A 26,128-nucleotide genomic window follows, 5' to 3' on the forward strand; every position below is an offset into this window, starting at 1 on the left:
GGAGGTCGCGTCTCACCGTGCGTGAGCGCGGGCCAGGGCTCACCCTGGAGGTATGAGCCCGAAGACCTCCGAGACCCGTGAAAAGCACGGCGGCAGGAACCCGGCCATGACGCCCGGCCGGATCATCGTTCTGGTGCTGGCTGTCCTCTGCCTGATCTTCATCTTCCAGAACACCGACGAAACGGAGATCCGGCTGCTGATCCCCCTGGTGACCGTGCCGCTGTGGACGGCGCTGCTCGCCACGGGCGTCATCGGCGCGCTGTGCGGGGCGTACTGGGCGTATTCCAGGACCCGGCGCAGGTGACGCGACCGGCGTCGTAGGCTGCTTCGATGCCGCACACCGCATCCCGTTACCTCGCTGAGGGCCCCCGTGTGGGGATACGTCACTTCGCCTACGAGGACGGGCCGGAGTTCACCGCCCGGGTGCGGGAGAGCAAGGATCTGCACCACCCGTGGCTGTTCCCGCCGGCGAGCGCCGACGCGTACACGGCGTACGCGGGCCGGCTGATCGAGGACCGGTCGAAGGCCGGCTTCCTGGTCTGCACCCGGGAGGACGGAGCCGTCGCCGGGTTCGTCAACATCAACAACATCGTCGAGGGCGCCTTCCGGTGCGGTGCGCTGGGCTACGGCGCCTTCGTGCACGCGGCGGGGCGCGGGCTGATGCGCGAGGGGCTCGACCTCGTGGTGGACCACGCCTTCGGGCCGCTGCGGCTGCACCGGCTGGAGATCAATGTGCAGCCCGGCAACGCCGCCTCGATCGCCCTCGCCCGGGCCTGCGGCTTCCGGCTGGAGGGGTTCTCCCCGAAGATGATCTACATCGACGGGGAGTGGCGGGACCACGAGCGGTGGGCGATCACCGTCGAGACGCGGGCTTGAAGTTGATCTTCATGGTGTCGAGGTCCGTGACCGTCGACCGCAGAGCGGCGAAGCCGTAGCCGAGCTGCCGCAGCGTGGTCTCGGCGCGCTCCTCGGCGAGCGCGCCCGCCATCTCCTCGCCGTCCGCCGCGTCCGACACCACCACGTAGCGCATCGAGAAGTGCTTCAGCGGCGACGGCTCGTACGACAGCGTGCCCTCCTCGGTGAAGCGCATGCTGGTCAGGCCGTGGTCGGCGGCCTCGGCGAGCAGCCGGGCGCGGGCCTCCTCGGCGAGGCCGTCCCAGGCGCCCCGGACGATCACCCGGTAGGTGTGCTGCTCACTCACTGCGGCTCCTCGGCCCCTCGCGCCTGCGCCTCTTCGCGCCTGCCGTCGATCGCCCGACTGTACGGCCGCGCGGGCGCACCGCACGCGGGATTTTCCGGCGCCCGGCGCCCGGCGGCCTGTGACCGGCGGCCTGCGGCCCGCGGCTCGCGACCGGCGGCCTGCGACCGGCGGCCTGCGACCCGCGGCCCGCGGCCCGCGGTCAGGGGCCTGCGGCCGGGCCCGGCTCCGGCCAGGGCGTCAGCGGTGGCGGTCCGCGCGTCAGCGGCGGCGGCGGTCCGCGTACTCGTACACCGCTCCGTCCGGGTGCCGGACGATCAGGTTGCGGCCCACCGGAGTCGGCACCGGGCCCGCGATGACGTCCGCGCCCAGTTCGGTGAGGGTCTGGTGCGCCTCGTCGACGTCCGAGACGGCGATCGTCGCCGCCACCTTGCGCAGCAGCTCCAGCTCCGCCGGGGGGCCGCTCATCAGCAGGAAGCAGCCGACCGCCGCGACCCGGACCCCGCCCCGCTCGAAGCGGAGCGCGGGCGCGCCCGCCAGCCGCTCGTAGAAGGCGACCGAGGCGTCCAGATCGTCTACACAGACACGCAGTGCGGTTCCCAGAATGTCCATGCGCACGAGCCTAGTTGGGGCGGCAGCCGAGTCGTCGTCCCTTCACCCGATCCCTTCTCTCCCTCTCCTCTCTCCCTCTCCCGCGGCGCCTTCCCGGTGTGCCCGTCCGCGGCGTTAAGCGTCCGGGGCGGCGGGTACCCGGCGGCCATGGACACCGCCGAACTCACCGAACTCGGACAGCAGCTGAGGGTGGACAGCGTGCGCGCCTGTGCCGCCGCGGGGTCCGGGCATCCGACGTCCTCGATGTCGGCCGCGGACCTGATGGCCGTGCTGCTCGCGCACCACCTCCGCTACGACTTCGACCGCCCCGCGCACCCCGGCAACGACCGCTTCGTCCTCTCCAAGGGCCATGCCTCGCCGCTGCTGTACTCCGCCTACAAGGCCGCGGGAGCCCTCGACGACGAGGAACTCCTGGGTTTCCGCACGCTCGGCAGCCGGCTGGAGGGCCATCCCACCCCGCGGCGGCTGCCCTGGGTCGAGACGGCCACCGGATCCCTCGGGCAGGGGCTGCCGGTGGGCGTCGGCATCGCGCTGGCCGGGAAGCGGCTGGACCGCCCCGGGTACCGCGTCTGGGTGCTGTGCGGGGACAGCGAGCTCGCCGAGGGCTCGGTGTGGGAGGCCGCCGAGCACGCGGGACACGAGCATCTGGACAACCTCACCGCGATCGTCGACGTCAACCGGCTCGGCCAGCGCGGCCCCACCCGGCACGGCCACGACCTGGACGCGTACGCCCGCCGCTTCGAGGCCTTCGGCTGGCACACCGTCCGCGTCGACGGCCATGACGTGGAGGCGATCGACCGGGCCTACGGCGAGGCGATCGCCGTCAAGGGCCGGCCCACCGCGATCCTGGCCCGCACCCTCAAGGGCAAGGGCGTCGCCTCCGTCCAGGACCGCGAGGGCCTGCACGGCAAACCGCTGCCCGACGCCGAGGAGGCGATCGAGGAGCTGGGCGGGGTGCGCGACCTGCGGGTCCGGGTGCGCGAACCGGCCGACGCCCGCATGCTGCACTCCGTGCCGACCGGCCGGCTCGACCCGCCCCGCTGGGCCGAGGGCGAGGAGGCCGCGACCCGGGACGCCTACGGCCGGGCCCTCGCCGCCCTCGGCACCGCCCGCGAGGACGTCGTCGCCCTCGACGGCGAGGTGGGCGACTCCACCCGCGCCGAGTTCTTCGCCAAGGAACACCCCGACCGGTTCTTCGAGTGCTACATCGCCGAGCAGCAGCTCGTCGCCGCGGCGGTCGGCCTCGCGACGCGCGGCTGGGTGCCGTACGCCTCCACGTTCGCCGCCTTCCTCACCCGGGCGTACGACTTCGTCCGGATGGCCTCCGTCAGCGGCGCCGGGATCAACCTGGTCGGCTCGCACGCCGGGGTCGCCATCGGCCAGGACGGGCCCTCGCAGATGGGCCTGGAGGATCTGGCGATGTTCCGGGCCGTGCACGGCTCCACCGTGCTGTACCCCTGCGACCCGAACCAGACCGCCCGGCTCGTGACCGCCATGGCCGGTCTGGACGGCGTCCGCTATCTGCGCACCTCGCGCGGCGCCGCCCCGGTGCTGTACGGGCCGGACGAGGAGTTCCCGGTCGGCGGCAGCAAGGTGCTGCGCTCCTCCGACCGGGACCGGCTGACGATCGTCGCGGCCGGAGTCACCGTGCACGAGGCGCTGAAGGCCGCCGATGCGCTGGCAGCGCAGGGCATCGCGGTTCGCGTGGTCGACCTGTACTGCGTCAAGCCCGTCGACCGGGCCACGCTGCGGCGGGCCGCCGAGGAGACCGGCTGTCTGCTCAGCGTCGAGGACCACCATGAGCAGGGCGGCCTCGGGGATGCCGTGCTGGACGCCTTCCTCGACGGACGTCCGCTGCCCCGGCTGGTGCGGCTCGCGGTGCGGACGATGCCCGGTTCGGCGAGCCCGGCCGAGCAGCTGCACGCCGCCGGCATCGACGCCGAGTCGATCGCCGCGTCCGCCCGGCTGCTGGTGGAACAGGCGATCGTGCCGTGAGCGGAGGACCATGGCGGGAAGGACCATGACGGGAGGACCTCCGGCCGGAGAGGAGTCCCTGTGACCGGACTGCGCTACGTGTACGCCGTGTGCCGTCCGCTCGGCGCGCCCCTGCAGGCCGACCTGTCGGGCGTGGCGGGCGATCCGCCGAGACTGCTCGCCCACCACGGCCTGATCGCCGTGGTCAGCCATGTGCCGGCGCGCGACTTCGCGCAGGAGGCGCTGCGCAGCCGGCTGGCGGACGTGGACTGGCTCGCGGGGACCGCCCGCGCCCATCAGCAGGTGATCGACGCGCTCACGGCCGTCACCACACCGCTGCCGCTCCGGCTCGCCACCGTGTTCCGGGACGACAGCGGCGTCCGCGTGATGATGGAGGAGCGCGAGGACGACTTCCGGCGCACCCTGGAGCGGCTCGCCGGGCGGGTCGAGTGGGGGGTGCGGGTGTACGCGGAGCCCGAGGAGGACGTGGGGGAGGGCGCGGGGGACGACATCCGGCAGCGGGCCGGGCGGTTCGCCCGGCGACTGCACACCGCGTTGTGCGTGCACGCCGACGACGTCCGTCTGCGTCCGCCGCAGGCCTCCGCCCCCGCCGAGGCCGCCGAGGCCGCCGGGCAGAATGTGCTGAACGCCGCCTATCTCGTGCCGCGCGCGTGTTCCGAGGAATTCGTGGAAACGGTGGACCGCACGAAGGGCGAGGAATCCGGAATACGCGTGGAACTCGCCGGACCGTGGGCGGCCTATTCCTTTGTGGAGGGCGCGTGACCGGCGTGGAACGCGGCGGCCCGAGGTCCTCGATCCGGACCTCGGGCCGCCACCGCCGTCAGGTCACCACCTGTACCAGCGGCCCCTGCCTCCCGTCGCGTCGGTGCCGCGAGCGAGGAATCCCAGGAGCCAGAGGACGAGAACTGCGAGTGCGATCCACCAGAGCGCCTTCAGCGCGAATCCGGCGCCGAAAAGCAGCAGCGCCAGCAGAAGTACCAGCAGGACGGGAACCATAGTGTCAACCTCCTGCAATGCGGGTGTCCCGAATTCCGCGGATCAGGCTGCCTTTCGGCACAGAATCTCTCCGTGCAGGACGCTGAACCAGCCGTCCTCCCGCCGCCCCCACTCCCGCCAGGCCTCCGAGACTGCGCGCAGTTCGTCCACGGTGGCGTGCCCGCCCGCGGTGGCGCGCTCCGCGTAGGCCGAGGCCAGGGTGCGGTCGGCCCACAGGCCGCTCCACCAGGCCCGCTCCTCGGGCGTGCTGAACGTCCAGGTCGCGGAGGTGGCGGTGATGTCGGTGAATCCGGCGGCCAGCGCCCAGGACTTCAGCCGCCGCCCGGCGTCCGGTTCGCCGCCGTTGGCCCGCGCCACCCGCCGGTACAGGTCCAGCCAGTCGTCCATCCCGGGCGAGGCGGGGTACCAGGTCATCGCCGCGTAGTCCGAGTCGCGGACGGCGACGTAACCGCCCGGCTTGGTCACCCGCAGCATCTCGCGCAGCGCCTGGACGGGGTCGCCCACGTGCTGGAGCACCTGGTGGGCGTGGACGACGCAGAACGTCGCGTCGGGGTGGTCCAGGGCGTGCACGTCGGCGACCGCGAAGTCGACGTTGGCCAGGCCCCGTTCCGCCGCCGTGGCCCGGGCCTGCTCCAGGATCCCCGGCGCGTGGTCGACGCCGGTGACGTGCCCGTCGGGGACCAGGGCGGCCAGGTCGGCGGTGATGGTGCCCGGCCCGCAGCCGATGTCCAGGATCTTCATATGGGGCTTGAGCGAACCGAGCAGATAGGCGGCGGAGTTGGCGGCGGTCCGCCAGGTGTGCGACCGCAGCACCGACTCGTGGTGCCCGTGCGTGTAGACGGCGGTCTCCTGCGCTTTCGGCATGGCTCTGCCCCTTCTCGACGAAACGGGTCCGCACCGGGGTTCCCGGTGCGATCACGGTAGGCCGCCACTCGCATGCTGAGACAGATCGTTTCGATATATGGACAGGCGGGGCGTCGGAAAGGGTGGGGAAAGGGTACGGAAGGGTGGGGAAAGGGTGGGGAAAGGGTGGGGTTACCCTGAAACGGCCGTCTCCCGTGCGGGGGCGGTTCTCGGCATCGGCGACACCGGAGGTCCCTGCATGCGCCTGCTGCTCGTCCGTCACGGCCAGACCACCGCGAACGTGGACTACCTCCTCGACACCGCCGTCCCCGGCGCCGGCCTGACCGAACTCGGCGCACAGCAGGCGGCCGCCCTGCCGCAGGCCCTGGCCGGCCACGACATCGACGCCCTCTACGCCTCCACCCTCGTGCGCACCCAGCTCACGGCCGCCCCGCTGGCCGCCGCGCGCGGTCTGGACGTCCTCGTCCGCGACGGGATCCGGGAGATCTCCGCGGGCGACCTGGAGATGCTCCCCGGCGACTCCGAGCACGGCGAGCTCTACATGCGCACGGCGTTCGCCTGGGCGGCCGGCGACGTGGACCTGCGGATGCCCGGCGGGGAGAGCGGCGCGGAGTTCCTGGCCCGCTACGACGGCGTGGTCGCCGAAGCCGCCGCGAGCGGCGCCCGGGCCGTCGCGCTGGTCAGCCACGGCGCCGCGATCCGGACCTGGGCGGCCGCCCGGGTGGCCGGCGTCGACGTGCCCTTCGCCGCCGCCCACCGCCTCGCCAACACCGGCACGGTCGTCCTGGAGGGCTCCCCGGCCGACGGCTGGAAGGTCGTCGAGTGGGCGGGCGCCACGGTGACGCCCGCCGGCGAGAGCGGACCGGCGGGCCGGCCGGTGACCGGGGCCGACGCCTGACGGGCGCGGGCGGCGCGCCGCGCGGGTCGCCCGCGGTGCCCGGGTCGCCCGGGGTGCCCGGGTCGTGTTCATAACGGTTTGCCGCATCCGGTGGGCGGCCCGCAGAATGCGTCCTCATGGGACATCTGGAAGCCGCGCACCTCGAGTACTACCTCCCCGACGGGAGGGCGTTGCTCGGCGACGTGTCGTTCCGGGTGGGGGAAGGGGCCGTCATGGCCCTCGTCGGGCCCAACGGCGCCGGCAAGACGACCTTGCTGCGGCTGATCTCAGGCGAGCTGAAACCGCACGGCGGAACGGTCACCGTGACCGGCGGCCTCGGCGTGATGCGCCAGTTCGTCGGATCGGTACGGGACGAGACGACCGTCCGCGACCTGCTGGTGTCCGTCGCCCAGCCCCGGATCCGCGAGGTCGCGCAGGCTGTCGACCAGGCCGAGCACGCGATCATGACCGTCGACGACGAGGCGGCCCAGCTCCAGTACGCGCAGGCCCTCTCCGACTGGGCCGAGGTGCGCGGGTACGAGGCCGAGACGCTGTGGGACATGTGCACCACGGCCGCGCTCGGCGTCCCCTACGACAAGGCCCAGTTCCGGCTCGTGCGCACGCTCTCCGGCGGCGAGCAGAAGCGGCTCGTGCTGGAGGCGCTGCTGCGCGGCACCGACGAGGTGCTGCTGCTCGACGAACCCGACAACTACCTCGACGTGCCCGGCAAGCGCTGGCTGGAGGAGCGGCTCAAGGAGACCCGCAAGACGGTCCTCTTCGTCTCCCACGACCGCGAACTCCTCTCCCGCGCCGCCGAGAAGATCGTCTCGGTCGAGCCCGGTCCGGCGGGCGCCGACGCCTGGGTGCACGGCGCCGGCTTCGCCACCTACCACGAGGCGCGACGCGAACGCTTCGCCCGCTTCGAGGAGTTGCGCCGCCGCTGGGACGAGAAGCACGCCCAGCTGAAGAAGCTCGTCCTGAGCCTCCGTCAGGCGGCCTCCATCAGCCATGAGTTGGCCTCCCGGTACGCCGCGGCCCAGACCCGGCTGCGCAAGTTCGAGGAGGCCGGACCGCCGCCGGAGCCGCCGCGCGAGCAGGACATCACCATGCGCCTCAAGGGCGGCCGCACCGGAGTAAGGGCCGTCACCTGCAAGGGACTTGAGCTGAGCGGCCTGATGAAACCGTTCGACCTGGAGGTCTTCTACGGTGAGCGGGTCGCGGTCCTCGGCTCCAACGGCTCGGGCAAGTCGCACTTCCTGCGGCTGCTGGCCGGCGACACCGTGGCGCACACGGGGGAGTGGAAGCTCGGCGCGCGCGTGGTGCCCGGGCACTTCGCGCAGACCCACGCCCACCCCGAGCTCCTGGGCCGCACCCTCCTGGACATCCTGTGGAAGGAACACGCCCAGGACCGGGGCCCGGCCATGTCCCGGCTGCGCCGCTACGAGCTGACCCAGCAGGCCGAGCAGAGCTTCGACCGGCTCTCCGGCGGCCAGCAGGCCCGCTTCCAGATCCTGCTGCTCGAACTGCAGGGCGTCACGGCCCTGCTCCTCGACGAGCCGACCGACAACCTCGACCTGGAGTCCGCCGAGGCCCTCCAGGAGGGCCTGGAGGCCTTCGAGGGCACGGTCCTCGCCGTCACCCACGACCGCTGGTTCGCCCGCTCCTTCGACCGCTACCTGGTCTTCGGCAGCGACGGCCGGGTCCGGGAGACCCCGGAGCCGGTGTGGGACGAGCGGCGCGTGGAGCGCGCCCGGTAGACGCGAGGGGCTTCCGGGACTTTGCCGGCGCACGGAGGGCCCGGGAGCCCGAATGTTCGTACAGTGGAGGCAGAAGTCGGAACGACGGACGGGGCACCACCATGACCGGAGTCGACCCGGACCGGCTGGACGACCAACAGCTCATGAAGGAGCTGGAGACGATCCACCGCACGCGCCACGACACACTGCTCCACGGCTCGAACGACGCCCTGCGCGCCCACAACGACCGCATGGCCCAGCTGGAGGGCGAGTACCTGCGCCGCAACCCTCGCCGTTTCGTCTCCCCGTCCCGCACCCGCGACGGAGCCAGGGAACGGGCCGCCGGGGCGAACGGCGGCCGCGCCCGGCAGACCCCGGCCGGCCGGTCCGGCGCTCCGGTCGGCAAGTGGGGCCCCGGAACGACGGGCGGCCCGGGCGGCCCGGGCGGCTCCGGCAGGGTTTGAGCCCACCGAAGCCGGCCGCGGAGTCGCTGTCCGGGTTCTCGTGTTCTTCCCTGTCCGTCAGCTGCCGCTGCCGCCGCGGCTGCCGACCAGCGCCTGGGCCAGTTCCTGGGCGTTGGCGTAGCGGTCCTTGTGCGGCAGGCGTCGTACCGCCTCGACGAGCGTGTCCGACGCGTTCTTGCGGCGCAGGCCCATGGCCAGCGCGCCCGGGCCCGCGGGGAAGGAGCTGCGCCCCAGGATGCGGCCGAGCTCCAGCCGCACCGTCGCCAGCGACGCCCGGGGGCTCCCCGGCGCCACCGGTCCGCCCCAGAGCGCGGGATCGTCCTCGGCGGACGGCTCGGGGTCGTGCCACTCCTCGCTCCGCGTGGGGTGTCCGGACCTCAGCAGGCCCTGCAGTTCGTGCTTCATCTCTTCGTCCCGGTGCACGCTGAGCCGGTCACTGCCTCGCTGCATGGCTGCGCTCTCCCTCCAGATCTGCCGGCAGATCCGCCAGATGGCCACCGCGTACCCGAGGACGGGAGGCCGACACGGGATCGACGCGGCCACTTCACCAGCACGTGCAGCACGGCCTTCCACGGCTGTGGGCACTCGCTATGACAGCGGTCATGGTGGTCGGTTCCATGACGGCGGTCATAGGCTGGCGGCGGAGGGTTCGACGGGCCGGGGGTTCAGGAAGGCAGGCCGGGATGGCGGTGTCCGAACGGGGGCCGCGCGAGCGGATGGTGTTCAGCGCGGCCCAGCTCATCCGGCGCGACGGGGTCGCCGGCACCGGTATGCGCGAGGTCGCCGCGCACGCCGGGGCGCCGCGCGGATCGCTCCAGCACTACTTCCCCGGCGGCAAGGAACAGCTGGTCAACGAGGCGGTCGGCTGGGCGGGCCGGTACTCGGGCAACCGGGTCGCCCGCCTTCTCGCCGCGCTGCCCGAGCCGACGCCCGGCGCGCTGTTCGCCGAGATGGTGCGGCAGTGGACGGACGAGTACGAGGCCGTCGGCTTCGCGGGCGGCTGCCCGGTGGCCGCCGCCACGGTGGACTGCGCGGAGTCGACGTCGTCCACCCGGGAGGCCGTGTCTGCCGCGTTCGCCGCCTGGACCGGGCCGGTGGCACAGGCCCTGGTGGACATGGGCGTGCCCGAGGAGCGGGCCGGTGCGCTCGCCACGCTCATGATCAGCGCCCTGGAGGGCGCGATCCTCATCGCCCGTGCCGAGCGGGACGTCCGCGCCCTGACCGCCGTGGCCCGGGAACTCGGCCCGCTCCTCGACGCGGCCACGGGTGCGACGCCGGTGAGCGACGACGCATGACGTCGGAGGACGTCGGAGGACGTCGTATGAGAGGCGAATGACGTCGGAGGAGCGGGGCCGGTGGTCCGTGTCACCCGCATGGGGGCTCGCGTCCCGCCAATGGCGTCCGGCCGCGCGCGCCCCGTGTTCCCTCGGGCTGTGATGGCTGTGGGGCGGCAACGCCCCGCCCCGCAGCCGCCGGCCGAAGGAGCCGTTCCATGGGTCGCACCGCCCATTTCCTCTCCGCCCTCGCCGTGGCCGGTGCCGTCCTGGTCGCCGCCGGTCCGGCCGCGTTCGCGGATCCCGCGGCGGAGGTCAGCCCCGGCAGCGTCGCCCCGGGCGGCAGCGTCACCGTGTCCGTCTCGTGCGGGCCGCTCGGCGTCGCCGCCCCCGAGAGCGTCGACGCCGCCTCGCAGGCCTTCGCCGACGGCACCGTCAAGCTGAGCAAGGTCCCCGGGGACGACGCCGGGACCGGGCCCGTCTACGAGGGCACCGCACGGATCGCCCCCGCCGCCGACCTGGAGGCGAGTCCGGCGGCGGTCGGCACGGACGCGGCCTGGACCGTCGATGGCACCTGCCCGGCGGCGGCCGGCGCACCGGGCAAGCCGTGGAGCGCGACCCTGGACGTCGCGCGCGGCGGCGGGGCGCAGCCGTGCGGGCCGGCGACCGTCGGCGGGTCCTGCGCCACCGGTCGGCCCTGTCCGCCGTCGCCGGCGCAGGGCGTCTCCCAGCCGAACCCCGACGCCTGCGCCACCGTCCGGCCGTGCGACCGGCCCGTGCCCCAGCCCCGTGGCATCGCGTCCCCGGACGCGACCTGCGCCCCCGCCGATCTCGGGCACGGCGTCCGGGCCGGAGCGGGCGGCGCCTTCACCGACTCCGTTCCCGCGCTCGCCGCCGGCGGCCTGCTGATCGCCGGTGCGCTCGGCGCCGCCGTGCACCGACTGCGCCGCCGCGACCCCGCGAGGGACGCCTGACCCCGCCGCGGAGCCGGTCCGGCCCGGCCTGTGACCGGCGCGACGCGCGCGGACGGTCATGGGGCGGGGCGCCACCGGGTACGGACAGCCCAGAGACACGAACGGCCTCGACGGCCCCGGCGACCCCGCAGACCCCGACGGTTTCGTGCGGGCACGGGGTCAGGACCGAGACGTCACGCACCACACGGCCCAGGTCGGCGTCCGGCGGCCGGGGACGGCACAGGACGCCGGAGACGGCGTCGGGCACGGACTGCGCGGAGGACGACATGCGGCAGACGGAACCGGAGGACCACGGGCCCGTCCGCTACGGCCCGCCGCTCCCCCCGGACGGGCTGCCCGTGCTGCCCGAACTCGCCTCGGTGCTCGCGGGGGCGGCCGGCCGCGCCGACGGCGAGCCGGTCGGCGGCGGCCCCGTCCTCCTCGACGCCGCCCGCGGCTACTGGGCCCGGCGCGGCGCCCCCGCCGAACCGGGACGGGTCGTGGCCGGGCCCGGGGCTCCCGCGCTGCTGCTCGCGCTGACCGCCGCGCTCGGCGGCGACGTCCTGGTGCCCCGGCCCTGTGCGGCCTGGTGGGCGCCGTACGCGCGCCTGCTGGGCAGACCCGTCTTCCATGTGGCGACGCCCGCCGAGTGCGGGGGCGTCCCGGACCCGTACGCCCTGCTGGAGACCGTGCGGCGGGTGCGCGCCGAGGGCGGGGACCCGCGACTGCTGGTGCTGTCCGTCGCCGACGACCCCACCGCGACCGTGGCGCCGCCCGAGGTGCTGCACGAGGCGGTGGAGGCCGCCGCGGGCGAGGGCCTGCACCTGGTCAGCGACGAGACCTGGCGCGACACGCTGCACGCCCCCTACGACACCGTGCTCGTGAGTCCCGCCGAGATGCTGCCCGAGCAGGTCACCGTCGTCAGCGACCTGGCCGGCGCGCTGCTGCCCGTCGGCTGGCCGGCGGCCGTCGCCCGCTTCCCCGCCTCGGCCGTCGGCGACGGTCTGCACGCGCGCGTGCTCGACGTCCTGACCGCGCTCGACGCGCGCGTGGCCGCACCGGTCGCCGCGGCCGCCGCGTACGCCCTGGCCGAGCCGGAGCCGGTCACAGCGCGCACGGCCGCCGCCGTCCGCCTGCACGCGCGCGTGGCGGACGCCGTGCACGCCACCGTGACCGCCGCGGGCGGGCTGGCCCTGCCGCCCCGGGCCGGCCGGCACCTGTACGTCGATCTCGGGCCGCTGCGCGAGGCGCTGTCCGCGCACGGGGTGGGCGACGCGCAGGAACTGGAGGACTTCCTCTCCGCCCGGCTCGGCATGCCCGCGCCCGGCGGTCACCGCTTCGGGGACGACCTCGGGGCGCTGCGCGTCCGGCTGTCCACCGGCATGCTGCTGCCCGGCACGGACGCGCAGCGCGCGGAATGCCTCACGTCACCGACACCGTTGGAACTGCCACACGTGCAACGCGCGTTGACGCTGGTGAGGTCTGTCTTCGACGATCTCCGTGACGACGCTCAGCGATGGGAGCCTCCTCGATGACGCAGCAGTCCGAGTCGACCGCCACCAGCACGGTGACCACCGCCGACACCTCCGCCGAGACCTCTGCCGACAGCTCTGCCGATGTCTGCGCCCCTTCGTCCCCGTCCCCCCTCGCGCCGCCGCTCGCCGAGCCCCGCCGGCTGGGCGAACGGCGGGTGTGGCCACGGACCTTCCACGACCGGCTGACCTCTCCGCTGCCCGGCCTCAAGGCCCTCGCCCGGTTCGCCCGCGAGGGCTCCGTGCGGCCCGGCCGCGACGGCCTCGCCGACATCCCCCGACTGCCCTTCGCACCCGCCCCGCTGCCGCGCGTGGACGCCCGCACGATCGCCGTCACCTGGGCGGGACACGCCAGTTGGGTCGTGCGGATCGGCGGCCTGACCGTGCTGACCGACCCGGTCTGGTCCCGCCGCATCCTCGGCACCCCGGCCCGCATCACCCCCGTGGGCGTCCCCTGGGAGGCGCTGCCGCGCGTCGACGCGGTCGTCGTCAGCCACAACCACTACGACCACCTCGACGCCCCCACGCTGCGCCGACTCCCGCGCGACACACCGGTGTTCGTGCCGGCCGGGCTCGGCCGCTGGTTTCTGCGCCGCAAGTTCACCCGGGTCACCGAGCTGGACTGGTGGGAGGCGGCCGAACTGTCGGGCGTGCGCTTCGACTTCGTGCCGTCCCACCACTGGTCCAAGCGCACCCTGACCGACACCTGCCGCTCGCTGTGGGGCGGCTGGGTGCTCACGGCCCCCGACGGACAGCGCCTCTACTTCGCCGGGGACACCGGCTACGGCCACTGGTTCTCCCGCATCGGCCGCCGCTACCCCGGCATCGACCTGGCCCTGCTGCCCATCGGCGCGTACGAGCCCCGCTGGTGGCTCAGCGACGTCCACTGCGACCCGGAGGAGGCCGTCCGCGCCACCCTCGACCTCGGTGCGCGGCGGATGGCCCCGATGCACTGGGGCACGTTCGTGCTGTCCGCCGAGCCCGTCCTCGAACCCCTCACGCGCGTGCGTGCGGCCTGGAACGACGCAGGCCTGGACCGCAACACCCTGTGGGACCTCCCGGTGGGAGCCTCACAAGTACTGGAGTAGCCCCCGCCGGGTGGCCTTGTCTTCGTGTGGGGTTACGTGGGGCGGGTTCCTCTGGTTCTGCGCCAGAGGGTGGGGAGGGCGGTGATCGTGACGGTCAGGGCGATCGCGGCGACCACGCCCTGCCAGGGCTCCGGGAACAGGGAGCCGCCCAGGATGCCGATCAGCTGGTAGGTCAGCGCCCAGGCCAGGCAGGCCGGGAAGTTGCCCCGCAGGAAGCGGCGCAGCGGCCAGTGCGCCATCAGACAGGCCAGCATCACCGGGATCCGGCCCGCCGGCACCAGCCGGGACAGCACCAGCACCGCCGTGCCGTGCTCGGCGAGCTTCTCCTGCGCCTGCGTCAGCCGCTCCTCCGGCGCCCGTGACCGGATCGCCTCCAGCCAGCGCGAGCCGTTCCTCGACCGCATTCCGCGCCGCCCCAGCCAGTACAGCGCCGCGTCCCCGCAGAACGCCGCCAGCGACGCCGTCACGAACACCAGCGCCAGCGAGAAGGGCGCCGTCTGATGGAAGGCGACCACCGCCGCCGAACTCACCAGCGCTCCCGTCGGCACCACCGGCACCAGTGCCCCGATCAGCACCAGCAGGAACAACGACGGGTAGCCGAGGGCCTGTTGGGTGGACTCCGTGGGCACGGCCGTCACCGCCGCGGCGAGCCGCCAGCTCACCGCGCGACCTCCGGGCGCACGCTCTCCCCGTGCCCGAGCCGGTGCACCGCGACCCCTGGCGCACGCTCCGCCGCAAGTCGTACGAACTCCTCGCCGGGGGCATGGAATTCATGGGGGCGCACGGCGTCCATGCCGATCGGCCAATAGGTGCCGTAGTGCACCGGCACGGCGCTCCGCGGCGCGATCCGGGTCAGAGCCTCGGCCGCGCGCCCCGCGTCCAGGTGCCCCTCGCCGAGATACGGCCCCCAGCCGCCCACCGGCAGCAGCGCCACGTCGACCGGCCCGACCTCCTTGGCCATGTCCTCGAACAGGCCGGTGTCCCCGGCGAAGTACGTCCGCGCCTCGCCCTCGACCACGTAGCCGAGGGCGGGGGAGCGGTGCCGGCCGACCGGCAGCCGGCGCCCGTCGTGGCGGGCGGGCACGGCCCGGATCCGCAGGTCGCCCACGGTGGTCTCGTCCCCCGGCCCCATCTCGGTCAGCCGCAGCCGGCTCAGCCGGCTCAGCCGGCGCAGCCCGGGGACGGCGCGCGGTGCGCCCCGGGGCACCAGCAGGCGCGTGCCCGGCGCGAGGCGCGCCAGCGACGGCACGTGCAGATGGTCGGCGTGCAGGTGGGAGACGAGCGCCACGTCCGCCCGCCAGGCCTCGGGCGGGGGCGGCGCGCCCCGGCGCCGGCGCAGATGAGCGAGGCGGTGGGCGAACAGGGGGTCGGTGAGCACACGTACGTCCGAATCCTCCACCGTGCAGGTGGCGTGACCCCACCACGTGATCTCCACCGGCACCCCTTTGCCTCCTTCGCGCGACTCCCCCGAAGCGTACGGGCAGGAGTAGGGTCGGCGGCGAAACCCGGAGGTGAGGGGGACGCCATGGGACCGGTGCGGGTCACGCGGGTCATGCGGGTCACGGCGATCGCGAGTCTGACGCCGCTCGAGGAACTGGACGACGATCCCTTTCTGGTGGACTCCCGCAGCCAGCACGCGATGTGCGCGCGGTGGGCCGCGGAGCGCGGGTACGTCGTCAGCCGGGAACTGCTGGTGCGCGGGCTGCGCGCCGACCACTGCGTGCTGTGGGACGGGGTGAGGCCCGGCGTCGACCTGTTCGTCGCGCCGAGCCGCCGGGTGCTGGAGAGCGCGCTGTCGTCCGTCGAGGAGTTCTCCGAGGAGTGCGCGCGGCGCGGGGTGCGGGTGGAGACCGTCGGCAGCGCCGAGCCCGCCTACGACGCGCAGATGAAGGCCCGGGTGCACCGGAGACTGTCGATGCCGACGGCCGGCTACGACGGGCGCTAGGCGCTCTGCTGGGAGTGCCGCGATGTGCGGTGGTTCATCTGCGGCGCCGTCGTGGCTGGTCGCGCAGTTCCCCGCGCCCCTTCGGGGCGCGACCCCGGGTGGCTGTCGGTGGGGTGTGACAGGGTGGGAGGCGGCCCCTGCGGTCGTCGGGGGCGGAACGCGAGGTGTACGGGGCGTGCGTGGGGTGCGGTGGCGGCGGGCCGTCAGTCAGGTGGGGCGCAGCGTCACGGTGTGGGGCGTCTCCACGCTCACCATGCTGGTGCTGGCCGGGATCCTGCCGGACTTCCGGCTGCAGTCCGCCGACGGCGACAGCGCCACCACCATCGCCGTGACGGCGGCCGTCGGCGCCGGGGTGTTCGGTGTGCTGTCGGCCCTGGTCTGGCCCCTGCTCGTCCGTCTGCTGCTGCTCGTGCCCGCGCTGGTCCTGGGCCTGCTGGTGTTCTTCCTCAACGGCTCGCTGCTGCTGCTCGCCCTGCGGCTGACCCCCTCCGGGCAGAGCGAGGCGGCGCCCGAGACCGCCGTCATCGTCGCCGCCGTGATGTCCGCCGTCGCCTCCGCGACGGGCGGCGCGCTGGCCGTACGCGACGACGACGCCTACCGCCGTCGCCTGTACCGCCTCGCCGACCGCCGGCGCAGAGGCGCCCCGGCCGGCCCCGCCACGCCCGGCACGCTCTTCCTCCAACTCGACGGCGTCGGCCACGACGTGCTCGTCGGCGCCGTCGACAAGGGCCTGATGCCGACCGTCGCCGCCTGGCTGGGCAGGCCGTCCCCGGAGCCGAGCGGCCCGCCACGCGCGCCCGCTCCCCGGATCCGGCCCACGCACCGGCTCACCTGCTGGCGGACCGACTGGTCCAGCCAGACCGGGGCCAGCCAGCTGGGGATCCTGCATGGCAGCAACCACGACGTGCCCGCCTTCCGCTGGTACGAGAAGGACAGCCAGGAGGTGATGGTCTGCAACCGCCCCACCAGCGCCGCCGAACTCCAGCGCCGGGCCGTCGCGCACACCGGTGACGGCGGGCTGCTGTCCGCCGACGGCGCCAGCCGCGGCAACCTGTTCAGCGGCGGCGCCGACGAACAGGCGCTCGTACTGTCCATCGCCACGCGCCGGCGCAGCCGGGAGACCCGGTCCCGGTCCGGCTACTTCGCGTACTTCTCCGACCCGGCCAACGCCGTGCGCACCGCCCTGTCGTTCGTCGCCGAGGTGGTCCGCGAGATCGCCCAGTCCACCCGCGCCCGGCTGCGCGAGGACCGCCCGCGCGTGGGACGCGGCGGCCTCTACCCGTTCGTCCGCGCCTTCGCGACCGTCGTCGAGCGGGACGTCGTCGTGGCCGCCGTGATGGGCGACATGCTGGCCGGCCGCACCTCCGTCTACGCCGACCTGGTGGCCTACGACGAGGTCGCGCACCACTCCGGGCCGCTCGGCCGGGACACCGAGCAGGTCCTCGGCCGGCTCGACCGGGCGCTCGCGCTGATCGGGACCGTCGCCGAGCACGCTCCGCGCCCGTACCGGATCGTCGTCCTGTCCGACCACGGCCAGAGCCCCGGCGAGACGTTCCGCGCCCGCTACGGCCTCACCCTGGGCGACCTGGTGCGGGCCGGCTGCGGACTGCCCGTGCCGCGCAAGGCCGAACGCACCCACAGCGGCGCCGAGGCCCGCGCCGCCGTCCGCGCTGCGCTGCGCCGTCCCGTGGAGGAGGGCGGCGAACGGCACCGGCCGTCCGGCCGCGGCTCGGAGCCGATCGTGCTGGCCTCCGGCAACCTCGGCCTGATCTCCTTCCCGGACGTCCACCACCGGATGAGCAAGGAGGAGATCGACGCCCGCCACCCCGCCCTGCTGACCACCCTCGCCAACCACCCCGGCATCGGATTCCTCCTCGTCCGCAGCGAGGAGCACGGCGGGGTCGTCCTCGGCGCGTACGGCGCGGAGATCCCGCTCGACCGACTCGACCGCGATCCGGGCCCGTTGGCCGTCTTCGGGCCCGGCGCGGCCGACGCCGTGCGCCGCACCCACTCCTTCCCGCACACCGCCGACATCATGGTCAACTCCTTCCACGACCCGGCCGACGGCGAGGTCCTCGCCTTCGAGGAGCAGATCGGATCGCACGGCGGCCTCGGCGGCGCCCAGGGCAGGCCCTTCCTGCTGTCGCCGCTCGCCCTGTCCGCGCCGGTCGAGGACGACGAGGAGCTCGCCGGCGCGGAGCACGTCCACCGGGTCCTGGCCCGCTGGCTGCGCGAATCGAACGGGCCCCAGGTGCCCCTGCGGACGGCGCCGGAGGAGCGCGCCGCCTGAAATTCGGCTGCGCCGACGGGGGACTACGCACACACTGTCCGTACATCCGCCCACTCCTCCCAGGAGCCGCCGCCTTGCAGGCTGCCGTGACCGTCACGCCCTCCCGTATCCCCGAACTCCTGCTCGGCCTCGCCACCGTGCGCCCGGTGTTCCTCTGGGGCGCCCCCGGCATCGGAAAGTCCTCCCTGGTCAGGGAGTTCGCCGAGTCGCTCGGACTGGAGTGCGTCAGCCTGCTCGGCACCCAGCTCGCGCCCGAGGACCTCATCGGCGTCCCGCAGATCCGCGACGGCCGGTCGGTGTTCTGCCCGCCGGAGGCGATCGCCCGCGACGAGCCGTACTGCCTGTTCCTGGACGAGCTCAACGCGGCCACGCCCGATGTCCAGAAAGCGTTCTACTCGCTGATCCTCGACCGGCGCATCGGCGACTACGAGCTGCCGAAGGGCTCGATCGTCATCGGCGCCGGGAACCGGGCCACGGACAACGCGCTCGCCCGGCCCATCGCCTCCGCGCTCGTCAACCGGCTCACCCACGTCCATCTGGAGGCGTCCGCGAAGGACTGGCTGAAGTGGGCCGAGGGAAACGCCATCCACCCGTGGGTCCTCGACCACCTCGTCGACCGTCCCGACCATCTGTGGTCCAAGCCGCCGAAAACCGAGGAACCGTTTTCGACGCCCCGCTCCTGGCACATGCTCTCCGACGCCCTGCACTCCTTCGGACCGGACCTGGACGAGGACACCCTGAAGGTCCTCGCGCACGGCACGCTGACGCCCGCGCACGCCACCGCCTTCTGCGGCTACGTCAAGATCGTGCGCAGCCGCTACGGCATCGACGCCGTCCTCAAGGGCGACGCCCCGTGGCCGCGCCGCATCGAGGACCGCGACCTGCTCTACTACCTGGCCGAGTCGTTCCGCGGCCGGCTCCTCAAGGAACTGCCCGCCGTCAAGGAGCACATGTCGGCGAACGGCCGGCAGACCGCGTACCGCGCCAAGTCGCTGCTCGTGCAGCTCGCCGAGATCTCCGTCGAGGTCGCCCAGACCGTCATCGCCTCCGACGCCGACGGCAACCCCGTGCTGCCCGCCTGGTTCCTCGTCGAAGCGGCCCGGGACATGCCCCGCCTGGTGCAGGCCCGCCGGTGAGCCGCGGCGGTCGCGGCAAGAAGAAGCGGGACGCCGCCGCGGAGGCGTTCGCCGAGGGCACGCGGCTGGTGCAGGCCAACCCGGCGCTGGCAGCCGTCGAGTTCGGCGTCTGCCGCGAACCGGACTGCGCCGAGGCGCCCCGGGACGGCCTCCTCGCCGTCCACTCCAGCGGCGCGATCCACGCGCACCCCGACCGCATCGCCGCCCCCGCCCTGTGGGCCTGGTCGCTCGCCCACGCCGCCCTGCACCTCGGCTTCGGGCATCTGCCGATCGCCCGGGGCGAACGCGTCCAGCCCGACCGCTACGAACGCGCCGCGCGCTGTGCCGTCGTGAACCGTTTTCTGCTCACGTTTCCCATCGGCCGCGCCCCCGAGGATCTGCCGCGCGCCTACCCCGACGGCTCCGAGGAACAGCTCGCCGCCCGCTGGCGCAACACCGGTCTGCCGTCCGCCTACGAGCACTGCGGGACGGCGGGCACGGAACCCGACCAGGTGCTCCTGACCTGGGAGGACCGGGGCCGGGGAAAGCCCCACGACTGGCAGCTGGCGTTCGCCACCGCCCTCACCCGGACCGTGTCCGCCGCCATGGACATGGCCGGCGGGCGCCGCGACTCCCTCCACGGCGAGACGGCCGACCGGCGCCCCTGGGAGGAGGCGCTGAGCTGGTTCGTCTCCTCCTATCCGCTGCTCGGCGGCATCGCGGCCGGCATCAAGCTCGTCGCCGACGCCGAACTCGCCCGCGCCCACGGCATCCAGGTCGCCGCCGTGAACGCGGAGGCGGGCGAGATCTACGTCAATCCGCTGCGCACCTTCGAGGACGAGGAGTGGCGCTTCGTCCTCGCCCACGAGATGCTGCACGCCGCCCTGCGGCACGGCGAGCGCTGCGGCACCCGCGACCCCTACCTCTTCAACGTCGCCTGCGACTACGTCATCAACGGCTGGCTGCGCGAGATGCAGGTCGGCACGATGCCCGAAGGGCTGCTGTACGACGCGGAGTTGGCCGGCCTGTCCGCCGAGGAGGTCTACGACCGCATCGCCGGCGACCTGCGCCGGATGCGCCGTCTGGCCACCCTGCGCGGCAAGGGCCTCGGCGACATCCTCGGCGCCCCGATCGGCCCGCCCGGCGACCACGTCGACCTCGACGGCTTCTACCGCCGCGGCCTCGCCCAGGGCCTGGACCTGCACCAGCGGCAGGAACGCGGCTTCCTGCCCGGCGGGCTGGTCGAGGAGATCCGCGCGCTCAGCCATCCGCCGCTGCCCTGGGACGCCCGACTCGCCCGCTGGTTCGACGAGTTCGTGCCGCGCCCCGAGCCGCTGCGGACGTACGCCCGTCCCGCGCGCCGCCAGGCCTCCACCCCCGACATCCCGCGGGCCGGCCGCTGGTTCCCGCCGGAGGAGATCGCCCGGTGCACCTTCGGCGTCGTCCTGGACACCTCGGGCTCCATGGACCGCACCCTCCTCGGCAAGGCGCTCGGCGCGATCGCCTCCTACGCCGAGGCCCGCGACGTACCGGCCGCCCGGGTCGTGTTCTGCGACGCGGCCCCGCACGACGCGGGCTACCTGCCGGTCACCGAGATCGCCGGCCGGGTCCGGGTGCACGGCCGCGGCGGCACGGTGCTGCAGCCCGGCATCGACCTGCTGCACCGAGCCGACGACTTCCCGCCCGGCGCGCCGCTGCTCGTCATCACCGACGGCTGGTGCGACGTCCTGCGGGTTCGCCGCGAGCACGCCTACCTGATCCCGCAGGGCAGCAGGCTGCCGTTCACGGCGCAGGGGCCGGTGTTCCGGGTGCAGTGACGCGGAGTGTGAGCGGAGTGTGATCGGATGGGGGACACGGAATCCCGTCCGACGGGAACCCCATCCGAAAGGAAGAACCGTGGCTACCACGCGCTCCGCACACACCGTCTGGGAAGGCAACCTGCTCGAGGGCAACGGTGTCGTGACCTTCGATTCCTCCGGCATCGGTGAGCAGCCGGTGTCGTGGCCGTCGCGCGCCGAGCAGGCGAACGGCAAGACCAGCCCCGAGGAACTGATCGCCGCCGCCCACTCCAGCTGCTTCTCGATGGCCCTGTCGCACGGCCTGGCCGGCGCCGGCACCCCGCCCACCAGGCTCACCACCTCGGCCGACGTCACCTTCCAGCCGGGTGAGGGCATCACGGGCATCCACCTGACCGTGGAGGGCACCGTGCCCGGCCTCGACGAGGACGGCTTCGTCGCCGCGGCCGAGGACGCCAAGGCCAACTGCCCCGTCAGCCAGGCCCTCAAGGCCGTCCCGATGACGCTGTCGGCCAAACTCGCCTGAGCGCTCCGCTGGACGTGCCGTGATGTGCCGTCGTTCCGCTGCGGCGCCGTCGTGGCCGGTCGCGCAGTTCCCCGCGCCCCTGCGGGGCGCTGCCGACTTCGCCTGACCTGCTTGGTGCGGGCCGGAACGTAGTGCGGGCCGCCGATCATCGGCGGCCCGCACGCGCTATTCGGCCACGTAGGTGCGGCGCACCCAGGTGAAGACCCGCAGTTCGCGACCGTCGTGGTGCGCCCGCCGTCTGTCGCTCGGCTCATAGTGCTCGTGCCGGTTGCCGAGGAAGAGCTTGAACGTCTCGGCGGTGTTGGAGAGGAAGCGGATCCTCTCGTCGGTGGGAATGAGAGGTCCGCCGCCCTCCAGGATCACGTTGGGGGTCTGCGCCATGAATGAGTCACCCTCCATCCGGTATCGGCCCTGAGCTCTGTCCACTCTCGGGCCGAGCCGAGGCGAGGGGCTAGGACCGCCTGCACAAAGGCCGGTGATCCGGTTGGTGCCGCAACGCAGCCCGCGCGGCGGGTCGTCGACTCCCGACCTACTCCGAGGCCTTGCGGGCGACGCCCGCGTACACCGGCACGATGCCCTCCGCCTGGGCGGCCACGTCCTCCGGGTCCGGCCGCCACCCGGAGACCGGGATGACACCCGGACCGAGCAGCTCCAGACCCTCGAAGAAACGCGAGAACTCGGGCAGCGAGCGGGGGTGGAACGGGGTGCCACTGCGCCGGAAGTTCTCGGCGGCCTTCCCGACGGCCTGCGGACTCAGGTCCGGGGTGACCTGCGAGAGGATCAGCCAACTGCCCGGGGCGAGCGCGGCCACGTACCTCTTCAGCAGGCCGTACACGTCGTCGCCGGCCTCGTCCTCGCCCAGATAGTGGGTGAGCGCCACCAGCGACAGCGCGACCGGCCGCGCGAAGTCCAGGGACTCGCCGGCCCGCCGCAGCAGCGCGTCGAGGTCGCGGACGTCGGCGTGCACGTACTGCGTGGAGCCCTCGGCCGAGCTGTGCAGCAGCGCCTCCGCGTGCCGCAGCACGATCGGGTCGTTGTCCGCGTACACGACCTTGGACGCCGGGGCCACGCCCTGCGCCACCTGGTGCAGGTTGGGCTCGGTGGGGATGCCGGTGCCGATGTCCAGGAACTGGCGCAGCCCGGCCTCGGCGGCCGCCCGCACGGCCCGCTGCATGAACCGGCGGTTGGCCCGCGCCCCGCGCAGCACCGTGCCGTCCACGGCGAGGATACGGCGGGCCAGCTCCTCGTCCACGGGGTAGTTGTCCTTGCCGCCCAGCCACCAGTCGTAGACACGGGCCGGATGTGGCCTGGTGGTGTCCATCGGAGCGGCGGCGGCCTGCTCTGCCTCGGATCCGGTCATGACGGGTCTGCTCCTGGAAGGTCGGAACTCAGAGGTTCGCGCGGACGTTCCGCAGGATCTCCTTGGTGCGCTGCGCGGACGCGGCATGGGTCGTCATGTGGTCGAGAACCTCCAGGTGGGCGGAGACCTCCTTGCGGTCGTCGAGATACAGAGCACCGGTCAGATACTCGGTGACGACCATGTCGGGCAGCTCCGGCTCGGCGAAACGGAACAGCGAGAACGGCGCGGACGTCCCCGGATGCGGGCCGGCCGCGAACTCGGAGACCTGCAGGGTGATCCGGTCGCGCTCGGCGAACTCCACCAGTTTGTCGAGCTGTTCGGCCATCACCTCCGGCTCGACGCTCACCGGGCGGCGCAGCACCGTCTCGTCCATCACCACCCACAGATGCGGCGGGTCGGCGTTCTCCAGCAGCCGTTGCCGGGCCATGCGCAGTGACACGTGCCGCTCGAGCGCCCCCGGGGTCGTCCGCCCGACGGTCCCGGCCTCCAGCACGGCCCGCGCGTAGGCCTCCGTCTGCAGCAGCCCGGGCACGAAGTGCGGCTCGTAGGAGCGGATCAGCCGCGCCGCGCCCTCCAGGCTCACATACAGGCTGAACCACTCCGGCAGCACGTCGTGGTAACGCTGCCACCAGCCGGGCCGGTTGGCCTCCTCGGTGAGCGAGACGAACGCCTCGGCCTCCGCGACGGGGACGCCGTACGTCTCCAACAGCACCTGTACATAAGGGACCTTGAGCGCGACGTCGGCCGTCTCCATCCGGCGCACGGTCGCCGCGGCCACGCGCAGGGCGCGGGCCGCCTCCTCGCGGCCGAGGCCGGCTGCTTCGCGCAACTCCTGCAGCCGCCTGCCGAGTACCACCTGGCCCACCGTGGGTGCGGGCCGTCGCTCACTCACGCCACGTCTCCCCTACGCGTCCGGGCACGCGGGCCAGTGTGACACGCTCCGGCGTCGATCTCACGAGAACGGAGTCGAACATTCATCGGGGAATCTACCCGAGAATCACACTGATGGATCATCAGTTCACCAACGAATGAAGATATTTGGCCGTGGCGGGGTCCGCCGGGAGGAACGTCTCGATGGCCAGCTCGGCGACGGTCACGTCCATCGGGGTGTTGAAGGTGGCGACGGACGAGATGAAGGACAGCGTCCGCCCCTCGTGCTCGATCTGCATCGGCAGCGCGAAGTACGGTACGGGCTCGGCCTGTTCGCCGGCCGAGGCGCTCTCGGGGACCGGATAGGCGACGACCTCCTCGTACAACTCCCGCAGCGCCGCCGAGCGGTGCAGGGCGACCTGGCGTTCCAGCTGCGCGAGCAGGTGACCCCGCCACTCCCGCAGATTGCGGATGCGCGGCGCGAGGCCCTGCGGGTGGAGGGTGAGGCGCATCGCGTTGAGCGGGGGCGCGAGCAGCGACGCCGGGACGCCGTCCAGCAGCAGCGCGATGCCCCGGTTGGCCGCCAGCACGTCGTACCGGGCGTCCATCACCAGCGCCGGATACGGCTCGTAGCCCTGGATCAGCCGCTCCATGCCCGCGCGCAGCGCGTCCAGCGCCGGGTCGTCCAGCGGGGTGTGCGGGTAGCGGGGGGCGTGCCCGGCGGCCAGAAGCAGCGCGTTGCGCTCGCGCACGGGCACGTCGAGGTGCTCGGCGAGCCGCAGCACCATGTCCTCGCTGGGCCGCGAGCGGCCCGTCTCGACGAAACTGATGTGCCGGGCCGAGGAGTCGGCGCGCAACGCCAGCTCCAGCTGACTCATCCGCCTCCGCACCCGCCAGTCCCGCAGCAGCGGGCCGACGCCCCGGCCGGCGGAGTCGGCGTAGTCAGTGGGGGCCGCGGGTGCGGCGGCGGGGGCGGGTGCGGGGGCGGCGGAGTCGGCGTTCGTACTGGTCGGGACCATGGGCATAAGCACGACCGTAGTTGACGGCCGAGGGCCGAGGGCCGACGGTTGCGGGTTGCGGGTTGCGGGCCGAGGGTTGAGGAGAGAGTGGATGAACGACTGGCGGAAGTCCTCCCTGGAGTCGGCGGCGGTGTACCGCGCCCGGGTCCGGGGCTGTCTCCTCGGCGGAGCTCTCGGTGACGCCCTCGGCTACGCCGTCGAGTTCTCCTCCCTCGACGACATCCGCGCGGCCCACGGCCCGAGGGGTCTGACCCGCCTCGTCCCGGACGGCGAGGGCGTGATCGGCCGGGTGAGCGACGACACCCAGCTGACCCTGTTCACCGTCGAGGGGCTGCGGGCGGCGGCGAGGCGGGCCCGGCTGAAGGGCATCGGCGGCGCGGAGACCGCCCTGGTCCGCCAGGCCTACGGGCGCTGGCTGGAGACCCAGCAGCGGCCGGGACCGGCCGACGGGGTCAAGGGCGGCCTCCTCGCCGAGCCCCGGCTGTACGCCCGCCGGGCCCCCGGCGACGCCTGTCTCTCCGGGCTCGCCCAGGAGTACGTTCCCGATCCGCGGGCCGAGCTGAGCGGCGCGCCCGGACCGGTCAACCCCGGCTCCAAGGGCTGCGGCACGGTGATGCGCTCGGCCCCCTTCGGGCTCGCCCACCGCTCCGCCGAGCGGGCCTTCGCGATGGCCGCCCGCTGCGCCCAGACGACCCACGGCCACCCCACCGGCTACTACGCGGCCGGTGCGCTCGCCGCGATCGTCGCGTATCTGGTGCAGGGGGAGTCCGTCGAGGGCGCGACCCTGCGCACCCTGCGGCTGCTCGGCCGTCACTCCGCTCACGAGGAGACCTCGGCCGCGCTGAACCAGGCCCTCGACCTGGCCGCCGAAGGCGAGCCGACCGCCGAGAAAGTGGAGAAGCTGGGCGCGGGGTGGGTCGCCGAGGAGGCCCTCGCGATCGGCGTCTACGCGGTGCTGGCCACCCGGCGGGTCGAGGACGCCCTGCTGCTGTCCGTGAACCACTCCGGCGACAGCGACTCCACGGGGTCCATCTGCGGCAACCTGCTGGGCGCCCGGCACGGCGACGTCGGGCTGCCGCACGAGTGGCTGGAGCAGGTCGAGGGCCGGGCCACGATCATCGCACTGGGGGACGATCTGGCGGCGGAATGCGTTCGTGACTGACCCCGGCGCACCTGTCTGACCAGGGCCGCGGCGGCTCTCCTGTGGCACGCTTGACGGGTATGCGCTGCCCAGGAAAGGAGCCGGGCCATGGCCGTCGAACCGCTGTCGCAGAAGGAGATCGAGGAGCGGCTGTCCGAGCTGCCCGGCTGGTCCCTGGACGGCGACCGCCTCACCCGCAGATTCCGGCTCGGCTCCCACTTCGCCGCGACGGCCCTGGTCGTGCATGTCGCACGCATCCAGGAGGAGCTCGATCACCACTCCGAGCTCACCCTCGGCTACCACTCGGTGTCCCTCGCCGTGAACACCCACAGCGTGGGCGGCGCCGTCACCGAACTCGACTTCGAACTCGCCCGTCGCGTGACGGAAGCGGCGCCCGCACACGGAGCGCACTGACCTGCGGATCGGTCTGCCGACAGGCGCGGGCGTAGGCGCGGGCGCGGGCATGGGCGGGGGCAT

28 protein-coding genes and 1 pseudogene are annotated in these 26,128 nt (G+C 73.7%); 18 read left to right on the forward strand and 11 right to left on the reverse strand.

Annotated elements, in window-relative coordinates:
• Positions 1 to 52 precede the first annotated feature (52 nt).
• Complete coding sequence (locus ACWCPF_RS12155) at positions 53 to 304, forward strand: DUF1049 domain-containing protein (RefSeq protein ID WP_451044902.1); 252 nt, start codon at positions 53 to 55, stop codon at positions 302 to 304.
• Between the two features lie 26 nt (positions 305 to 330).
• Positions 331 to 876 carry a GNAT family N-acetyltransferase gene (locus ACWCPF_RS12160; protein WP_451044903.1) on the forward strand — a complete coding sequence of 182 codons (546 nt, stop codon included), beginning with the start codon at positions 331 to 333 and terminating at the stop codon, positions 874 to 876.
• On the opposite strand, the gene ACWCPF_RS12165 is transcribed toward ACWCPF_RS12160, so the two are convergent.
• Both ACWCPF_RS12165 and ACWCPF_RS12170 read right to left on the reverse strand, forming a co-directional pair.
• Positions 854 to 1,201, reverse strand: a complete 348-nt coding sequence (locus ACWCPF_RS12165) for a DUF6204 family protein (RefSeq protein ID WP_451044904.1) — start codon at positions 1,199 to 1,201, stop codon at positions 854 to 856. The genes ACWCPF_RS12160 and ACWCPF_RS12165 overlap by 23 nt on opposite strands.
• Before the next feature lie 258 nt (positions 1,202 to 1,459).
• The gene (locus ACWCPF_RS12170) at positions 1,460 to 1,810 is read right to left on the reverse strand and encodes a VOC family protein (RefSeq protein WP_451044905.1); all 351 of its coding nucleotides are present in this window, start codon (positions 1,808 to 1,810) and stop codon (positions 1,460 to 1,462) included.
• 147 nt (positions 1,811 to 1,957) lie between these two features.
• Between ACWCPF_RS12170 and ACWCPF_RS12175 the strand changes: the two genes are divergently transcribed.
• Both ACWCPF_RS12175 and ACWCPF_RS12180 read left to right on the forward strand, forming a co-directional pair.
• Positions 1,958 to 3,805, forward strand: coding sequence for a transketolase (locus ACWCPF_RS12175; protein WP_451044906.1), 1,848 nt, complete (start codon positions 1,958 to 1,960; stop codon positions 3,803 to 3,805).
• A gap of 60 nt (positions 3,806 to 3,865) precedes the next feature.
• Positions 3,866 to 4,567: a GvpL/GvpF family gas vesicle protein gene (locus tag ACWCPF_RS12180; RefSeq protein ID WP_451044907.1), complete on the forward strand. Its 702-nt coding sequence runs from the start codon at positions 3,866 to 3,868 to the stop codon at positions 4,565 to 4,567.
• 63 nt (positions 4,568 to 4,630) lie between these two features.
• On the opposite strand, the gene ACWCPF_RS12185 is transcribed toward ACWCPF_RS12180, so the two are convergent.
• Entirely contained in the window at positions 4,631 to 4,801 is a 171-nt protein-coding gene (locus ACWCPF_RS12185) for a hydrophobic protein (RefSeq protein WP_451044908.1), read from the reverse strand.
• 42 nt (positions 4,802 to 4,843) lie between these two features.
• Positions 4,844 to 5,665 carry a class I SAM-dependent methyltransferase gene (locus ACWCPF_RS12190; protein ID WP_451044909.1) on the reverse strand — a complete coding sequence of 274 codons (822 nt, stop codon included), beginning with the start codon at positions 5,663 to 5,665 and terminating at the stop codon, positions 4,844 to 4,846.
• Positions 5,666 to 5,903: 238 nt separating this feature from the next.
• Between ACWCPF_RS12190 and ACWCPF_RS12195 the strand changes: the two genes are divergently transcribed.
• The 3 genes and pseudogenes from ACWCPF_RS12195 to ACWCPF_RS12205 form a co-directional block, all read left to right on the forward strand.
• Entirely contained in the window at positions 5,904 to 6,563 is a 660-nt protein-coding gene (locus ACWCPF_RS12195) for a histidine phosphatase family protein (protein WP_451044910.1), read from the forward strand.
• Positions 6,564 to 6,679: 116 nt separating this feature from the next.
• Positions 6,680 to 8,299, forward strand: coding sequence for an ABC-F family ATP-binding cassette domain-containing protein (locus tag ACWCPF_RS12200; RefSeq protein WP_451044911.1), 1,620 nt, complete (start codon positions 6,680 to 6,682; stop codon positions 8,297 to 8,299).
• Between the two features lie 101 nt (positions 8,300 to 8,400).
• Positions 8,401 to 8,622: pseudogene (locus tag ACWCPF_RS12205) on the forward strand (DUF6158 family protein); the annotation flags it as partial.
• A 177-nt stretch (positions 8,623 to 8,799) separates the two neighbouring features.
• Here the strand turns inward: ACWCPF_RS12205 and ACWCPF_RS12210 are convergent.
• Positions 8,800 to 9,192: a DUF2795 domain-containing protein gene (locus ACWCPF_RS12210; RefSeq protein ID WP_451044912.1), complete on the reverse strand. Its 393-nt coding sequence runs from the start codon at positions 9,190 to 9,192 to the stop codon at positions 8,800 to 8,802.
• Between the two features lie 233 nt (positions 9,193 to 9,425).
• On the opposite strand from ACWCPF_RS12210, the gene ACWCPF_RS12215 reads away from it, so the two are divergent.
• The 4 genes from ACWCPF_RS12215 to ACWCPF_RS12230 all read left to right on the forward strand — a co-directional run bounded on the left by ACWCPF_RS12215 (position 9,426) and on the right by ACWCPF_RS12230 (position 13,589).
• Positions 9,426 to 10,037, forward strand: coding sequence for a TetR/AcrR family transcriptional regulator (locus ACWCPF_RS12215; protein ID WP_451044913.1), 612 nt, complete (start codon positions 9,426 to 9,428; stop codon positions 10,035 to 10,037).
• 197 nt (positions 10,038 to 10,234) lie between these two features.
• Positions 10,235 to 10,990, forward strand: a complete 756-nt coding sequence (locus tag ACWCPF_RS12220; protein WP_451044914.1) for a hypothetical protein — start codon at positions 10,235 to 10,237, stop codon at positions 10,988 to 10,990.
• 266 nt (positions 10,991 to 11,256) lie between these two features.
• Positions 11,257 to 12,504 (forward strand): aminotransferase class I/II-fold pyridoxal phosphate-dependent enzyme, encoded by a 1,248-nt coding sequence (locus tag ACWCPF_RS12225; RefSeq protein WP_451044915.1) that lies wholly within the window; start codon positions 11,257 to 11,259, stop codon positions 12,502 to 12,504.
• On the forward strand, positions 12,501 to 13,589 hold the full coding sequence (locus ACWCPF_RS12230; protein ID WP_451044916.1) for an MBL fold metallo-hydrolase: 1,089 nt from the start codon (positions 12,501 to 12,503) through the stop codon (positions 13,587 to 13,589). The genes ACWCPF_RS12225 and ACWCPF_RS12230 overlap by 4 nt, the downstream gene beginning before the upstream one ends.
• A 32-nt stretch (positions 13,590 to 13,621) precedes the next feature.
• On the opposite strand, the gene ACWCPF_RS12235 is transcribed toward ACWCPF_RS12230, so the two are convergent.
• Positions 13,622 to 14,251, reverse strand: a complete 630-nt coding sequence (locus ACWCPF_RS12235; RefSeq protein WP_451044917.1) for a DedA family protein — start codon at positions 14,249 to 14,251, stop codon at positions 13,622 to 13,624.
• Positions 14,248 to 15,030 carry an MBL fold metallo-hydrolase gene (locus ACWCPF_RS12240; protein ID WP_451044918.1) on the reverse strand — a complete coding sequence of 261 codons (783 nt, stop codon included), beginning with the start codon at positions 15,028 to 15,030 and terminating at the stop codon, positions 14,248 to 14,250. Before ACWCPF_RS12240 ends, ACWCPF_RS12235 begins: the two co-directional genes overlap by 4 nt.
• Before the next feature lie 84 nt (positions 15,031 to 15,114).
• Here ACWCPF_RS12240 and ACWCPF_RS12245 point away from each other — a divergent pair, with 84 nt between their 5' ends.
• From ACWCPF_RS12245 to ACWCPF_RS12265, 5 genes are all read left to right on the forward strand, one after another.
• Entirely contained in the window at positions 15,115 to 15,534 is a 420-nt protein-coding gene (locus ACWCPF_RS12245) for a hypothetical protein (RefSeq protein WP_451044919.1), read from the forward strand.
• A gap of 175 nt (positions 15,535 to 15,709) precedes the next feature.
• A complete protein-coding gene (locus ACWCPF_RS12250; protein ID WP_451044920.1) occupies positions 15,710 to 17,824 on the forward strand; it encodes a phage holin family protein in 2,115 nt (704 codons plus the stop codon).
• Positions 17,825 to 17,898: 74 nt separating this feature from the next.
• Positions 17,899 to 18,960, forward strand: coding sequence for an ATP-binding protein (locus tag ACWCPF_RS12255; protein WP_451044921.1), 1,062 nt, complete (start codon positions 17,899 to 17,901; stop codon positions 18,958 to 18,960).
• Positions 18,957 to 20,756: a vWA domain-containing protein gene (locus ACWCPF_RS12260; protein ID WP_451044922.1), complete on the forward strand. Its 1,800-nt coding sequence runs from the start codon at positions 18,957 to 18,959 to the stop codon at positions 20,754 to 20,756. The genes ACWCPF_RS12255 and ACWCPF_RS12260 overlap by 4 nt, the downstream gene beginning before the upstream one ends.
• Positions 20,757 to 20,835: 79 nt before the next feature.
• Positions 20,836 to 21,261 carry an OsmC family protein gene (locus ACWCPF_RS12265; protein WP_358803915.1) on the forward strand — a complete coding sequence of 142 codons (426 nt, stop codon included), beginning with the start codon at positions 20,836 to 20,838 and terminating at the stop codon, positions 21,259 to 21,261.
• Between the two features lie 165 nt (positions 21,262 to 21,426).
• Here the strand turns inward: ACWCPF_RS12265 and ACWCPF_RS12270 are convergent, their stop codons facing one another.
• The 4 genes from ACWCPF_RS12270 to ACWCPF_RS12285 form a co-directional block, all read right to left on the reverse strand.
• Positions 21,427 to 21,642 carry a DUF5988 family protein gene (locus ACWCPF_RS12270; RefSeq protein WP_451044923.1) on the reverse strand — a complete coding sequence of 72 codons (216 nt, stop codon included), beginning with the start codon at positions 21,640 to 21,642 and terminating at the stop codon, positions 21,427 to 21,429.
• 148 nt (positions 21,643 to 21,790) lie between these two features.
• Complete coding sequence (locus ACWCPF_RS12275; protein ID WP_451044924.1) at positions 21,791 to 22,621, reverse strand: SAM-dependent methyltransferase; 831 nt, start codon at positions 22,619 to 22,621, stop codon at positions 21,791 to 21,793.
• Positions 22,622 to 22,649: 28 nt separating this feature from the next.
• Positions 22,650 to 23,513 carry a helix-turn-helix domain-containing protein gene (locus tag ACWCPF_RS12280; protein ID WP_451044925.1) on the reverse strand — a complete coding sequence of 288 codons (864 nt, stop codon included), beginning with the start codon at positions 23,511 to 23,513 and terminating at the stop codon, positions 22,650 to 22,652.
• Between the two features lie 121 nt (positions 23,514 to 23,634).
• The gene (locus tag ACWCPF_RS12285) at positions 23,635 to 24,516 is read right to left on the reverse strand and encodes a helix-turn-helix domain-containing protein (RefSeq protein ID WP_451044926.1); all 882 of its coding nucleotides are present in this window, start codon (positions 24,514 to 24,516) and stop codon (positions 23,635 to 23,637) included.
• Between the two features lie 85 nt (positions 24,517 to 24,601).
• Here ACWCPF_RS12285 and ACWCPF_RS12290 point away from each other — a divergent pair, with 85 nt between their 5' ends.
• Both ACWCPF_RS12290 and ACWCPF_RS12295 read left to right on the forward strand, forming a co-directional pair.
• Positions 24,602 to 25,672, forward strand: coding sequence for an ADP-ribosylglycohydrolase family protein (locus tag ACWCPF_RS12290; RefSeq protein WP_451044927.1), 1,071 nt, complete (start codon positions 24,602 to 24,604; stop codon positions 25,670 to 25,672).
• Positions 25,673 to 25,759: 87 nt separating this feature from the next.
• Positions 25,760 to 26,065 (forward strand): 4a-hydroxytetrahydrobiopterin dehydratase, encoded by a 306-nt coding sequence (locus ACWCPF_RS12295; protein ID WP_451044928.1) that lies wholly within the window; start codon positions 25,760 to 25,762, stop codon positions 26,063 to 26,065.
• The last annotated feature ends 63 nt before the right edge of the window (positions 26,066 to 26,128 follow it).

Source organism: Streptomyces sp. NPDC001858, assembly GCF_053594615.1.

Bases quoted from the DNA above. Each gene is read 5' to 3' on its own strand.
- ACWCPF_RS12245 (WP_451044919.1), top strand. From the start codon at position 15,115: ATGGGACCGGTGCGGGTCACGCGGGTCATGCGGGTCACGGCGATCGCG.
- ACWCPF_RS12185 (WP_451044908.1), bottom strand. From the start codon at position 4,801: ATGGTTCCCGTCCTGCTGGTACTTCTGCTGGCGCTGCTGCTTTTCGGC.
- ACWCPF_RS12275 (WP_451044924.1), bottom strand. From the start codon at position 22,621: ATGACCGGATCCGAGGCAGAGCAGGCCGCCGCCGCTCCGATGGACACC.
- ACWCPF_RS12285 (WP_451044926.1), bottom strand. From the start codon at position 24,516: ATGCCCATGGTCCCGACCAGTACGAACGCCGACTCCGCCGCCCCCGCA.
- ACWCPF_RS12270 (WP_451044923.1), bottom strand. From the start codon at position 21,642: ATGGCGCAGACCCCCAACGTGATCCTGGAGGGCGGCGGACCTCTCATT.
- ACWCPF_RS12155 (WP_451044902.1), top strand. From the start codon at position 53: ATGAGCCCGAAGACCTCCGAGACCCGTGAAAAGCACGGCGGCAGGAAC.
- ACWCPF_RS12200 (WP_451044911.1), top strand. From the start codon at position 6,680: ATGGGACATCTGGAAGCCGCGCACCTCGAGTACTACCTCCCCGACGGG.
- ACWCPF_RS12225 (WP_451044915.1), top strand. From the start codon at position 11,257: ATGCGGCAGACGGAACCGGAGGACCACGGGCCCGTCCGCTACGGCCCG.
- ACWCPF_RS12230 (WP_451044916.1), top strand. From the start codon at position 12,501: ATGACGCAGCAGTCCGAGTCGACCGCCACCAGCACGGTGACCACCGCC.
- ACWCPF_RS12170 (WP_451044905.1), bottom strand. From the start codon at position 1,810: ATGGACATTCTGGGAACCGCACTGCGTGTCTGTGTAGACGATCTGGAC.
- ACWCPF_RS12295 (WP_451044928.1), top strand. From the start codon at position 25,760: ATGGCCGTCGAACCGCTGTCGCAGAAGGAGATCGAGGAGCGGCTGTCC.
- ACWCPF_RS12215 (WP_451044913.1), top strand. From the start codon at position 9,426: ATGGCGGTGTCCGAACGGGGGCCGCGCGAGCGGATGGTGTTCAGCGCG.
- ACWCPF_RS12220 (WP_451044914.1), top strand. From the start codon at position 10,235: ATGGGTCGCACCGCCCATTTCCTCTCCGCCCTCGCCGTGGCCGGTGCC.
- ACWCPF_RS12175 (WP_451044906.1), top strand. From the start codon at position 1,958: ATGGACACCGCCGAACTCACCGAACTCGGACAGCAGCTGAGGGTGGAC.
- ACWCPF_RS12190 (WP_451044909.1), bottom strand. From the start codon at position 5,665: ATGCCGAAAGCGCAGGAGACCGCCGTCTACACGCACGGGCACCACGAG.
- ACWCPF_RS12195 (WP_451044910.1), top strand. From the start codon at position 5,904: ATGCGCCTGCTGCTCGTCCGTCACGGCCAGACCACCGCGAACGTGGAC.
- ACWCPF_RS12290 (WP_451044927.1), top strand. From the start codon at position 24,602: ATGAACGACTGGCGGAAGTCCTCCCTGGAGTCGGCGGCGGTGTACCGC.
- ACWCPF_RS12160 (WP_451044903.1), top strand. From the start codon at position 331: ATGCCGCACACCGCATCCCGTTACCTCGCTGAGGGCCCCCGTGTGGGG.
- ACWCPF_RS12210 (WP_451044912.1), bottom strand. From the start codon at position 9,192: ATGCAGCGAGGCAGTGACCGGCTCAGCGTGCACCGGGACGAAGAGATG.